11 protein-coding genes are annotated in these 11776 nt (G+C 74.3%); 1 reads left to right on the forward strand and 10 read right to left on the reverse strand.

Features of this window, described 5'->3' with window-relative positions; genetic code table 11:
* Nucleotides 1-148: 148 nt before the first annotated feature.
* The 4 genes from FKN01_RS25275 to fmt all read right to left on the reverse strand — a co-directional run bounded on the left by FKN01_RS25275 (nt 149) and on the right by fmt (nt 4547).
* Complete coding sequence (locus tag FKN01_RS25275; protein WP_143624562.1) at nt 149-1165, reverse strand: sugar-binding transcriptional regulator; 1017 nt, start codon at nt 1163-1165, stop codon at nt 149-151.
* A gap of 148 nt (nt 1166-1313) precedes the next feature.
* Nucleotides 1314-1997 carry a ribulose-phosphate 3-epimerase gene (rpe, locus tag FKN01_RS25280; protein ID WP_143624449.1) on the reverse strand — a complete coding sequence of 228 codons (684 nt, stop codon included), beginning with the start codon at nt 1995-1997 and terminating at the stop codon, nt 1314-1316.
* A 116-nt stretch (nt 1998-2113) separates the two neighbouring features.
* Nucleotides 2114-3547 (reverse strand): RsmB/NOP family class I SAM-dependent RNA methyltransferase, encoded by a 1434-nt coding sequence (locus FKN01_RS25285; RefSeq protein WP_143624451.1) that lies wholly within the window; start codon nt 3545-3547, stop codon nt 2114-2116.
* Between the two features lie 67 nt (nt 3548-3614).
* On the reverse strand, nt 3615-4547 hold the full coding sequence (fmt, locus tag FKN01_RS25290) for a methionyl-tRNA formyltransferase (RefSeq protein WP_143624453.1): 933 nt from the start codon (nt 4545-4547) through the stop codon (nt 3615-3617).
* Nucleotides 4548-4790: 243 nt separating this feature from the next.
* Between fmt and FKN01_RS25295 the strand changes: the two genes are divergently transcribed.
* A complete protein-coding gene (locus FKN01_RS25295) occupies nt 4791-5267 on the forward strand; it encodes a hypothetical protein (protein ID WP_143624455.1) in 477 nt (158 codons plus the stop codon).
* An 89-nt stretch (nt 5268-5356) separates the two neighbouring features.
* On the opposite strand, the gene FKN01_RS25300 is transcribed toward FKN01_RS25295, so the two are convergent.
* From FKN01_RS25300 to FKN01_RS25325, 6 genes are all read right to left on the reverse strand, one after another.
* On the reverse strand, nt 5357-7489 hold the full coding sequence (locus FKN01_RS25300; protein WP_143624457.1) for a primosomal protein N': 2133 nt from the start codon (nt 7487-7489) through the stop codon (nt 5357-5359).
* 129 nt (nt 7490-7618) lie between these two features.
* Nucleotides 7619-8827, reverse strand: coding sequence for a methionine adenosyltransferase (gene metK / locus FKN01_RS25305; RefSeq protein WP_143624459.1), 1209 nt, complete (start codon nt 8825-8827; stop codon nt 7619-7621).
* 239 nt (nt 8828-9066) lie between these two features.
* Entirely contained in the window at nt 9067-10269 is a 1203-nt protein-coding gene (coaBC, locus tag FKN01_RS25310) for a bifunctional phosphopantothenoylcysteine decarboxylase/phosphopantothenate--cysteine ligase CoaBC (RefSeq protein ID WP_143624461.1), read from the reverse strand.
* A 135-nt stretch (nt 10270-10404) separates the two neighbouring features.
* The gene (gene rpoZ, locus FKN01_RS25315; protein WP_003970369.1) at nt 10405-10677 is read right to left on the reverse strand and encodes a DNA-directed RNA polymerase subunit omega; all 273 of its coding nucleotides are present in this window, start codon (nt 10675-10677) and stop codon (nt 10405-10407) included.
* An 82-nt stretch (nt 10678-10759) separates the two neighbouring features.
* Complete coding sequence (gene gmk / locus FKN01_RS25320; RefSeq protein ID WP_026171628.1) at nt 10760-11377, reverse strand: guanylate kinase; 618 nt, start codon at nt 11375-11377, stop codon at nt 10760-10762.
* Nucleotides 11378-11415: 38 nt separating this feature from the next.
* Nucleotides 11416-11739 carry an integration host factor gene (locus tag FKN01_RS25325; RefSeq protein WP_018524251.1) on the reverse strand — a complete coding sequence of 108 codons (324 nt, stop codon included), beginning with the start codon at nt 11737-11739 and terminating at the stop codon, nt 11416-11418.
* Nucleotides 11740-11776: the final 37 nt, after the last annotated feature.

Genomic DNA, 11776 nt, shown 5'->3' on the forward strand with positions numbered 1-11776 from the left:
AGCGCCGCATGAAGCTGGCCGCCCAGACCCTCCAGACCCTCCAGTCCGCCGGGTAAATCCGCGGACGCACAGCGGCGGCCCCCCCCCAAGGGCCGGGGGGGGGGGGGGGGGGGCCGCGGGCCCCCCGCCCCTCCTCGTGTGCGCGGCCTCAGTCGCCGTCCGGGTCCGCCCGCTCCAGGGCGGGCCGGCGCGGGGCGGCCGACTCGGTGAGCAGGTAGTCGGCGGCGGCGGTGTCCGTGACCAGGCTGGTGACCAGGCCGGAGCGCAGTACCGCGCCGATCGCGGCGGCCTTGCGCTGCCCGCCCGCGATCGCCACCACCTCGGGAATCCGGCGCAGCCGGTCCGCCTCGACGGTGATGCACCGCTCGCCGAGGTCCCGGCCGACCCGGCGGCCCTCCGCGTCGAAGAGGTGGGCCGACATCTCGGCGGCGACCCCGAGCGAGGCGTAGTGCCGGCGCTCCTCGTCGGAGAGCATGTCGTGCACGGTCGAGATGCCCGGCTCCCAGGAACCGATGGAGACGGCCGCGACCGTCACCTTGTCGAAGTACTCGAAGGCGCGGGCGATCCCCGTCTGGTGGCGCAGTGCGGCGGCCGTCGCCGGGTCCGGCAGCAGCATCGGCGCGTAGATCGGGTGGGCCTCCCCGCCGGAGACCTGCGCGGCGCGCCGCACCGCCTCCACCGAACCGCGCTCGGCCGTGCCCGCGTCGTACACCCCGGTGAGCTGCACGACCGTGCACGTGGGCAGCCGGTCGAGGGCGGCGGCCATGTGGATGGTGGAGCGGCCCCAGGCGAGGCCGAGCACATCGCCCTCGGTCACCAGTTCGCCGAGCAGGTCGGCCGCGACCTCGCCCAGGTTCTCCGGGTCCGCCGCGTCGTCCTGCTCCTCCGCCGGGGACTCCACGACGACCGCGTGGCGCAGGCCATAGCGGGCCCGGAGCGCGTCGGAGCGCTCGGCGTCCAGCTCCGCCGGGACCCGGATCTCGATGCGTACGAGGTCGCGCTCCAGGGCGGTCTCCAGGACCCGGGCGACCTTGAAGCGGCTGACGCCGAACTCCTCGGCGATCTGGATCTTGGACTTGCCCTCGAGGTAGAAGCGGCGGGCCATGGCCGCCGCCTGCACCAGCTCCGCGGGCCCCATCCGCAGGGCGGACCGGCCCGCCGACATTGCAGACACCGCGTTCTCCTCACTGCTGTTCACGCTCTTGATACGCCGTTCATCCTGTCAGAAACGGCGACCCCTGACCGGTCCCGTCGGACCCCGTTCATCTGCCCTTGGCCCGGGCGACGCTCGCCTCCCCCGGGCCGTCCCGGGCTCAGTGCGCGCAGGCCCAGCCGGCCGCGCCGATGGCCCCGTCCGCCTTGGCGCGCAGGGCCCGCACCGCGGCGGCCGGGTCCCCGGCGCCGTAGACCGCCGAGCCGGCGACGAAGACGTCGGCGCCCGCCTCGGCGCACCGCTCGATGGTGGACTCGGAGACGCCGCCGTCGACCTGGAGCCACAGATCGAGCCCGTGCTTGGAGATCAGCTCACGGGTGCGGCGGATCTTCGGCAGCATGATGTCCAGGAACGCCTGGCCGCCGAAGCCCGGCTCCACGGTCATGATCAGCAGCATGTCGAGCTCGGGGAGCAGGTCCTCGTACGGCTCGATGGGCGTCGCCGGCTTGAGCGCCATGGAGGCGCGGGCGCCCTTGGCGCGGATCTCCCGGGCCAGCCGCACCGGGGCGGCGGCGGCCTCGGCGTGGAAGGTGACCGACCCGGCCCCCGCCTCGACGTACTGGGGTGCCCAGCGGTCCGCGTCCTCGATCATCAGATGGCAGTCCAGCGGCGTGTCCGTGGCCCTGCTGAGCGATTCCACGATCGGAACGCCGAGGGTCAGATTGGGCACGAAGTGGTTGTCCATGACATCGACGTGGAGCCAGTCGGCACCTTCGACGGCCTTGGCCTCATCGGCGAGGCGCGCGAAGTCGGCGGAGAGAATACTCGGGTTGATCTGGGCCATGGGCCAAGCCTGCCATGTTCTGCGTCACTTCCCGGCCTCGGTGCGCTCCAAAGGCTCACGGGATCATTACGGTTCGCGCATTCCCGGCGTTTCACCCCGGTGCGGGGCCGCGCGGGTCAGGCGGTACGGCGGAGCAGCGCGAGATACATCGCGTCGGTGCCGTGCAGATGCGGCCAGAGCTGGACGTCGGGCCCGTCGCCCAGCGCGGACACGCCCGGCAGCAGCGGACGGGCGTCGATCCACTCCGCCTCGACGGGCGCCCCGCCGCGCCCCTTGAGCACGTCCTCCACGACGACCCGGGTCTCCGCGAGGTGCGGCGAGCAGGTCGCGTACCCGACGACACCGCCGACGCGTACGGCCTTCAGCGCCTCGCGCAGCAGCCCGCGCTGGAGCGGCGCGAAGCCCTCCAGGTCCTCCTTGCGGCGGCGCCAGCGGGCCTCGGGGCGGCGGCGGAGCGCGCCGAGCCCGGAGCAGGGCACGTCCATCAGGACCCGGTCGAAGCTGCCGGGGCGCCACGGCGGGCGGGTGCCGTCGGCGGTGATCACCTGGTACGGACCGGGGTTGCCGGCCAGCGCGCGCTCCACGAGGCGGGCGCGGTGCGGCTGCTTCTCGGCGGCCAGCAGGGCGGCACCGCGGTCCGCCGCGAGGGCGGCGAGCAGGGCGGCCTTGCCGCCGGGGCCCGCGCAGCCGTCGAGCCAGCGGGCGTCGGTGCCCTCCAGCGGGGCGGCGGCCAGGGCGGCGGCGACGAGCTGGCTGCCCTCGTCCTGGACCCCGGCCCGGCCCTCGCGCACGGCGGTCAGGGCGCCGGGCTCGCCGCCCTCGGCCATCCGCACGGCGTAGGGCGACCAGCGGCCGGGCAGCGCGTTGTCCTCGCCCAGCTCCTCGGTGAGCTCGTCCGTGGTGGAGCGGCCGGGGCGGGCGACGAGGGTGACCTCGGGGCGCTCGTTGTCCGCGTCGAGCAGGTCCTCGATCCCGGCCCGGCCGCCGCCGAGCGCGTCCCAGAGCGCGGAGACGATCCAGCGCGGGTGCGAGTGGACGACCGCGAGGTGGTCCTCGGCGTCGTCCTCGTAAGGAGGGGCCACCTTCGCGATCCAGCCGTCGAGGTCGTCGGCGGACACCTTGCGCAGAACGGCGTTGACGAACTTGGCGCGCCCCTCCCCCAGCACCACCCGGGCCAGCTCCACGCTGGCGGAGACCGCCGCGTGGGTCGGGATGCGGGTGCCGAGGAGCTGGTGCACGCCCATGTTCAGCACGTCCAGGACCGGCGGGTCCACCTCGCGCAGCGGCCGGTCGATGCAGGCGGCGACGATCGCGTCGTACGTCCCCTGGCGGCGCAGCGTGCCGTAGACCAGCTCGGTCGCCAGGGCGGCGTCGCGGTGGTCGAAGTCGCCCTGGGCCCTGGCCTTCTTCAGCAGCGGGGGCAGGACGAGGTTCGCGTACGCGTCGCGCTCGTCGACGGCCCGCAGGACCTCGAAGGCGAGGAAGCGGACGGGGTCCTTCCTGGGGCGGCGGTGCGGCTTGGCGGGACGGCGACGCGGCTGGTCGTTCACGTGAAAGGTGCTCCGCTGAAGGTTGAGAGGACGAACCCTCCCAGCCTACGTCCCCGCCCCGGCGGCCTCAGCTGCCGACCAGCTCGCCGGGGGCGATGCGCACCCCGCGCGCCCAGTCGGCGGCGCGCATCGGCTTCTTGCCCTGCGGCTGCACCCACAGCAGCTCGACCGCGTGCGACCCGGTGCCGGCGAACACGTTGTTCTTGCCCACCGACAGCTCACCGGGCGCCAGCTCGGACCGGTCGACGGCGGGGACGGCCTGGACGAGCTTCAGGCGCTCGCCCCGGAACAGCGTCCAGGCACCCGGGGCCGGGGTGCAGGCGCGGATGACGCGGTCGACGCGGAGGGCGGGCGCGGACCACTGGACCTGGGCGTCCTCGACGGTGATCTTCGGTGCGAGGGTGACCCCGTCGGCGGGCTGGGGCACGGCGTGCAGGGTGCCGTCCTCGATGCCGTCCATGGTCGCGGCGAGCAGCCCGGACCCGGCGAACGCCAGCCGGGTCAGCAGATCGCCGCTGGTGTCGGTCGGCCGGACCTCCTCGGTCAGCACCCCGTAGACGGGCCCGGAGTCGAGCCCCTCCTCGATCAGGAAGGTGGACGCCCCCGTCACCTCGTCGCCGGACATCACCGCGTGCTGCACCGGGGCCGCGCCGCGCCAGGCGGGCAGCAGCGAGAAGTGGAGGTTGACCCAGCCCTGCGCCGGGATGGCGAGCGCCGCCTTGGGCAGCAGCGCGCCGTACGCGACGACCGGGCAGCAGTCCGGCGCGATCTCCCGCAGCCGCGCGAGGAAGTCCTCGTCCCGGGGCCTGGCGGGCTTCAGCACCTCGATCCCGGCCTCCTCGGCGCGCTCGGCGACCGGGCTGGCCACCAGCCGCCGGCCGCGCCCCGCGGGCGCGTCGGGCCGGGTCACGACGGCGGCCACCTCGTGCCGGCCGGAGGCGATCAGGGCGTCGAGTGCGGGAACGGCAACCTCGGGGGTGCCTGCGAAGACGAGCTTCATGGGTGGCTGACTGCCTCTCAGGCCGGACTCTCAGGCCGAAACGTTACGGTGACGAGCAACGCACAAGTCTATGGGGCGGCGGGCCGGGGGGCGTACGCGCGATCGCGCGCCCCTCGCGGGTGCGCATACGCCCCCTGAGCGTGACCAGATCCCCCGGTGCGGCGTTGGTCAAGAGAGATTGACCGAAGCGAGCCGCCCTGGTGCGGCCCGATCCCTTTCAACGCCGGTTCGAGAGGCTTCTTCATGGCCGACCACGCAACCCACGACGCCCAAGCGCGGGCCAGCCTGCATCTCCTGGTGCGGGACATCGAGCGGGTCCGGCGGCAGGTGGACGCACTGCGCACGCTCACCGCTCAGCTGGGCAACGTCTACCGTCCGCGCCGCACCGGCCCGTCCGCGGGCTTCGTCGTCTACGGCAGGGCCCCGGCCCCGACGGTGAGACTGGCCCAGGAACTGCGGGACAGCGTCGAGACCCTGGTCACGGCCGCCGTGGACTTCGACCGCTCGCTCGGCTTCTCCTGGGACGCGGTGGGCTCCGCGCTCGGGGTCACCAAGCAGGCCGTCCACCGCCGCTACGGCACCCGCCGGACGAGCCCGCAGCCCGCGGCGCCCGAGCCCGCGGAGGTCGTCTCCCAGCGCGCCCCCACGGTCCCCGCCGCCCGCACCCCGCAGGCCCAGCCGGACCGCCCCAATCCGTTCCCGGGCCCCCGCAACGGCTGACCCGGGAGGTGCGGGCCGCCCCCTCTCACACGCGAGGGGGCGGCGCCCGCCGGTGACATCGGGCCCGCCCGGCCCCTGAGGACACCACCTCAGCCGATGTCCACCGGGTCCACCCGCACCCGCACCGCGCCCCCACCACGCTCCACCCGCGCAGCGCGCAACGCCGCGGCCAACGCCGCCCCGCTCCCGGGCGGCACCCGCACCAACGCCCGCTCCCAGACCTCCCCCGCCGGCGCCTCGAACGCCCGCCGGGGCCGCCCCGGCTCCGCGGCCGGTACCGGCACCGGCCCCAGCACCTCCGCGTCCGGAGGCAACCGCGCCACCGCGAAGAACGCGGCCAGCGCCTCCGGCACCCCGGTCACCGACGCCATCCGGGACACCGGCGGAAAGCCCAGCTCGGCCCGCTCCGCCAGCTCCCGCCGGGCGTGCCCGACCGGGTCCCAGCGGACCAGCGCCTGCACGGGCCGCAGCGTCGGCTCGGCGACGACGACCACCGTGCCGCCCTCGGGCCGCCCCCGGACGAGCGCGGCGGCGGCCGTCCACCGGCGCAGCGCCTCCTCCCCCGCGCGCAGGTCGGGCCGGCCGACCATCGCCCAGCCGTCGAGCAGGAGCGCCGCCGCGTACCCGCCCTCGGCGACCGGCTCGGCGCCCGGCGTGCTGACGACCAGCGCGGGCTGGTCCGGCACCGAGTCGAGGACGTGGTCACGCCCGGACGTCCGCACCGGCACCGCCGGGAACGCCCGGCCCAGCTCCTCCGCCGTGCGCCGGGCGCCGACGATCTGCGCGCGCAGCCGCCGTCCACCGCAGGCCACGCAGTGCCAGGACGTCTCGGCCCGCCCGCACCACGCGCAGTTCAGGTCCCGCTGGTCCGGCGCCTCCAGCGGCCCCGCGCACTGCCGGCACCGGGCGGGCTCCCGGCAGCGCTCGCAGGCGAGCCGGGGGGCGTAGCCCCTGCGGGGCACCTGGACCAGCACCGGCCCGGTGCGCAGCCCGTCCCGGACGGTCTGCCAGGCGAGGCTGGGCAGCCGGGCGGCCCGGGCCGCCCCGTCGCGCGCGAGCTCGCCGTCGCCCACGGTGCGGATGACGGGCGCCGCCGCCCGCACCTGCTCCCGGTCGGCGCGCAGCGGCAGCGCCCACCCGCTCTCCACGAGCTGAGCGGCCTCCACGGTGCAGCTGACGGAGCCGAGCAGGAAGGCGCACCGGCCGTGCGTGGCCCGCAGCTCCAGGACCTCCCGGACGTGCGGGAAGGGGGCGCGGTCCTCGCTGTGGCTGGAGTCCCCGTCGTCCCAGACGACGACGAGCCCGAGATCGGCGACGGGTGCGAACATCGCCGCCCTGGTCCCCACCACCGCCCGGACGGAGCCGCGTCGCACGGCGAGCCATTCCCGGTAGCGCTTCCCGGGCCCGGAGCCGGCGGTGAGCAGCGCGTGCCGCCCCTCGCCGAGCAGAGCGGTGAGCGCGGCGTCGACCCGGGCGGCGGTCCGCCCGTCGGGGACGACGACGAGGGCGCCGCGCCCGGAGGACAGGGTCGCGGCGACGGCCGTGGCGATCTCGGCCGGCCAGTGCGGTCCGGGCAGCGCCGTCCACACGGCCCGGGGCGCGCCCCCGCCGGCCAGCGCGGAGAGGAACGCGGGCCCCTGCGCGTACCGCTCCCAGCTCCCGGGGGCGGGGCGCGCCGGGGCGGGCAGGGGCGCGGGCGACGGCTTGGCCTCGGCCTGTGCGTTGCGCGGGGGGACGGCGAGCTGGAGGACGTCGGCGAGGCTGCCCGCGTACCGGTCGGCCACGGCGCGGGCGAGGGCGAGGAGGCCGGGGCCGAGGACCGGCTCGGGCGAGACGACGGAGGCGAGCGCGGCGAGCGCCCCGTTGTAATCGGACTCGGCCAGCCGCTCGATGAGGAATCCGTCGACCAGCCCGCCGCCCTCGCGCCGGCCGCCGCGCACATTGCGGCCCCCGGCCCCGAAGCGGACCCGGACGCGCACCCCGGGCTGCGCGTCGGCGTCGAGCTCCTCGGGGACGGCGTAGTCGAAGTACTGGTCGAGGTGGAGCGCGCCCTTGTTGACCAGGACCCGGGCGACGGGCAGCTCCTCGGCGAGGGCGGCCCCGCGCCAGGTGCGCGGTTTGGCGCGCGGCACATCGGCCCGGCGGACGGCCTCCCGGATCAGCGCAAGCTGTTCCGGCGCCCCGGCCCCGGGCTCGTCGGACCGCTCGTTCTCGCTGCTCACAGCTCCATCCCTACCAGACGCCTCGGACAACGGCGCCGCCCCGGCCCCATGGCCCCCGGGCACCGGAACGCCGGAGCCCGGACACCGTGACGGCGTCCGGGCTCCGGCGGAGAACTGCCTGGGCCGTCCTTACAGACCGGCGGCGGCGCGCAGCGCGTCAACCCGGTCCGTGCGCTCCCAGGTGAAGTCGGGCAGCTCGCGGCCGAAGTGGCCGTACGCGGCCGTCTGGGCGTAGATCGGGCGCAGCAGGTCGAGGTCGCGGATGATCGCGGCCGGGCGGAGGTCGAAGACCTCGCCGATGGCGTGCTCGATCTTCTCGGTCTCGATCGCGGCGGTGCCGAAGGTCTCCACGAAGAGGCCCACCGGCTCGGCCTTGCCGATCGCGTAAGCGACCTGGACCTCGCAGCGGGCGGCGAGGCCGGCGGCGACGACGTTCTTGGCGACCCAGCGCATGGCGTAGGCGGCCGAGCGGTCCACCTTCGACGGGTCCTTGCCGGAGAAGGCGCCGCCGCCGTGGCGGGCCATGCCGCCGTAGGTGTCGATGATGATCTTGCGGCCGGTGAGGCCGGCGTCGCCCATCGGGCCACCGATCTCGAAGCGGCCGGTCGGGTTGACCAGCAGGCGGTAGCCCTCGGTGTCGAGCTTGATGCCGTCCTCGATGAGCTGGTTCAGCACGTGCTCGACCACGAACTCACGGATGTCGGGGGCGAGCAGCGAGTCGAGGTCGATGTCGCTGGCGTGCTGCGAGGAGACGACGACGGTGTCGAGGCGGACGGCCTTGTCGCCGTCGTACTCGATGGTGACCTGGGTCTTGCCGTCGGGGCGCAGGTACGGGATGGTCCCGTTCTTGCGGACCTCGGACAGCCGGCGCGAGAGCCGGTGCGCGAGGTGGATCGGCAGCGGCATGAGCTCGGGGGTCTCGTCGCAGGCGTAGCCGAACATCAGGCCCTGGTCGCCGGCGCCCTGCTTGTCGAGCTCGTCCTCGTCGCCCTCGACCCGCTTCTCGTACGCGGTGTCGACGCCCTGGGCGATGTCCGGGGACTGGGCGCCGATGGACACCGACACGCCGCAGGAGGCGCCGTCGAAGCCCTTCTTCGAGGAGTCGTAGCCGATCTCCAGGACCTTGTTGCGGACCAGCGTCGGAATGTCGGCGTACGCCTTGGTCGTGACCTCACCCGCGACGTGCACGAGACCGGTGGTGATCAGGGTCTCGACGGCGACGCGGGAGGACGGGTCCTCGCGCAGGAGCGCGTCGAGAATGGTGTCGCTGATCTGGTCGGCGATCTTGTCGGGGTGGCCCTCGGTCACGGACTCCGAGGTGAAGAGACGGCGGGACACATCGCTCCCTGGGGTTGCAGCGGCTGCTGGCTGATCATTGGCCGGACGGTCCGGGAGCTGCGCCCGGCACGGTCCAGGGAGCAGTTTATCGGTCGGCTCCGGCCGGCGGACAACGTGTCTCGCCCTTTGGCCGTCCTGTGACGCGTTCCACCGGGGCCGAAAGACCCCGGAAGCCCGCTGCCGCAAGGGCCCGGACCGTGTCGAGGGGGTGCCGTCCGGCCCGGCGTGTCACCCCGGATTCATCCGAGGCGCGCCGCGACGAGGTCCCACACCGTATCGGCCAGGGCCTCCTTGGGCCCGTGCGGGACGGGGGTCTCGGTGCCGTCGGCGGCGAGCACCACGGCCTCGTTCTCCTCGGAGCCGAAGGTCTTGCGCTCCCCCACCTCGTTGACCACCAGCAGGTCGCAGCCTTTACGGCGCAGCTTCGCGCGGCCGTTGGCCAGGACATCGTCGGTCTCGGCGGCGAATCCGACGACGATCTGCCCGGGCGTGGCGCGCTCGCCGGAGACCTCGGCGAGGATGTCCGGATTGCGGACGAGGGCGATCGGGGCGGGTTCCTGGCCGTCCTTCTTCTTGATCTTCCCCGTGGCGTACTCGGCGGGCCGGAAGTCGGCGACGGCGGCCGCCATGACCACCACGTCGGCGTCCCGGGCCGCCTTCAGCACGGCCTCCCGCAGCTGCGTCGCGGTGCCGGCGCGGACGACGTCGGCGCCGGACGGGTCGGGCAGCCCGGTGTTGGCCTCGACCAGGGTGACCCGGGCGCCGCGCGCGACGGCGGTGCGGGCGAGCGCGTAGCCCTGCTTGCCGGAGGAGCGGTTGCCCAGGTAGCGGACCGGGTCGAGGGGTTCCCTGGTGCCGCCGGCGCTGATCACCACGTGCCGGCCCGCGAGGTCGGGGGCGGCCGTGCCCCGGGCGAGGACCCGGCGGCAGACCTCGTAGATCTCGCCGGGGTCGGGGAGCCGGCCCTTGCCGGTGTCGACGCCGGTGAGGCGGCCGACCGCGGGCTCGATGACGACGGCGCCCCGGCGGCGCAGCGTCGCGACGTTCTCCTGGGTGGCGGGGTGCTCCCACATCTCGGTGTGCATGGCCGGGGCGAAGACGACCGGGCAGCGGGCGGTGAGCAGGGTGTTGGTGAGCAGGTCGTCGGCGAGGCCGTGGGCGGCCTTGGCCAGCATGTCCGCGGTGGCGGGAGCGACGACGACGAGGTCGGCGTGCTGCCCGATCCGGACGTGCGGCACCTCGTGGACGTCGTTCCAGACCTCGGTCGAGACGGGGTGGCCGGAGAGCGCCGACCAGGTGGCGGCGCCGACGAAGTGGAGGGCGGACGCGGTGGGGACGACCCGTACGTCGTGGCCGGATTCGGTCAGCCGGCGCAGCAGCTCGCACGCCTTGTACGCGGCGATGCCGCCGCTGACCCCCAGAACGACCTTCGGCTTGTCCACTGCGTCTCCCCGCACTCGGTTGCGTACGCCTCCATGCTGCCTCACGGGTACGCGCCCCGGACGATCGGCCCGGAGACACACTCCGGGCCCGGCGGATGATCCGCCGGGCCCGGGGTGTGTGTGCGTCGTCGCCGCTTACTGCGCGGGGCCCTCGATGGCCTCGGACGTGAGCAGGCCGGCGTTGATCTCGCGGAGCGCGATCGAGAGCGGCTTCTCGTGCACGTGGGTGTCGACGAGCGGACCGACGTACTCGAGGAGGCCCTCACCGAGCTGCGAGTAGTACGCGTTGATCTGGCGCGCGCGCTTGGCGGCGTAGATCACGAGGCTGTACTTCGAGTCGGTTGCTTCGAGGAGCTCATCAATCGGCGGGTTGATGATGCCCTCGGGCGTGGTGATGGAAGAGGACACGCTCTGCCTTCCGAAGGGGATGAAGATCAAAGAATTCTTTGACAGTCAGGGGCCTTGGTGCCGGGCCCCCGCTGCCGGTGGTTCACTCGCCGGCGGCGCGGTGGCCGGAAGCCTCCAGCATCAAGGCTAGCAGCTCACGTGCGACGTCCTCGACGGAGGTGTTGACGAGCGTCGTGTCGAACTCCGCTTCGGCGGCCAGTTCCACCTTGGCGGCACCGAGCCGGCGTTCGATCACCTCGGGCGCCTCGGTCCCCCGGCCGGTGAGCCGGCGGACCAGCTCCTCCCAGCTCGGCGGGGCGAGGAAGACCAGCTGGGCGTCGGCCATGGACTGGCGGACCAGCCGGGCGCCCTGGAGGTCGATCTCCAGGAGCACCGGCTCGCCCGCCTCCAGCCGCTCCTGCACGGCGCGGCGCGGGGTGCCGTAGCGGTTGCCGGCGAACTCGGCCCACTCCAGCAGCTCGCCGTTGGCGATCAGCTTGTCGAACTCCTCGTCGTCCACGAAGAAGTAGTGGACGCCGTTGCGTTCGCCGGGGCGGGGCTTGCGGGTCGTCGCCGACACCGAGAGCCACACCTCGGGGTGGACCTTGCGCATATGCGCGACGACCGTGCTCTTGCCGACCCCCGAGGGGCCGGAGAGCACGGTCAGCCGCGGACGTACGTCCGGGGGTACGGGGGACGTCCCCCGGGATGTTGCAGCCATGAAGCGATTATCCAGCTTCTCAGGGGTGCCTGAGAACGTCAGGCGGCGCTGCCGCCGAACTCGCGCTCCAGCGATGCGATCTGGTTGGAGCCGAGACCCCGCACGCGGCGGCTCTCGGAGATGCCGAGCCGCTCCATGATCTGCTTGGCACGGACCTTGCCCACGCCGGGCAGGGACTCCAGCAGGGCGGAGACCTTCATCTTGCCGATGACGTCGTTCTCCTGGCCCGACTTGATGACCTCGTGGAGGGAGGCGCCGGAGTGCTTGAGTCGATTCTTGACCTCGGCCCGCTCCCGGCGAGCCGCGGCGGCCTTTTCGAGCGCGGCTGCGCGCTGTTCAGGGGTAAGGGGCGGAAGAGCCACGCCTACGTCACCTCGGATGTCGATCTGTCGGATACGG

It is taken from the genome of Streptomyces sp. 130 (genome assembly GCF_007096885.1).
In the GTDB taxonomy this organism is placed as follows: domain Bacteria; phylum Actinomycetota; class Actinomycetes; order Streptomycetales; family Streptomycetaceae; genus Streptomyces.

Excerpts from the sequence above, each read along its gene's own strand:
- gmk (WP_026171628.1), bottom strand. The coding sequence starts at position 11,377 with ATGGCTGCAACATCCCGGGGGACGTCCCCCGTACCCCCGGACGTACGT.
- fmt (WP_143624453.1), bottom strand. The coding sequence starts at position 4,547 with ATGAAGCTCGTCTTCGCAGGCACCCCCGAGGTTGCCGTTCCCGCACTC.
- rpe (WP_143624449.1), bottom strand. The coding sequence starts at position 1,997 with ATGGCCCAGATCAACCCGAGTATTCTCTCCGCCGACTTCGCGCGCCTC.
- FKN01_RS25295 (WP_143624455.1), top strand. The coding sequence starts at position 4,791 with ATGGCCGACCACGCAACCCACGACGCCCAAGCGCGGGCCAGCCTGCAT.
- FKN01_RS25275 (WP_143624562.1), bottom strand. The coding sequence starts at position 1,165 with ATGTCGGCGGGCCGGTCCGCCCTGCGGATGGGGCCCGCGGAGCTGGTG.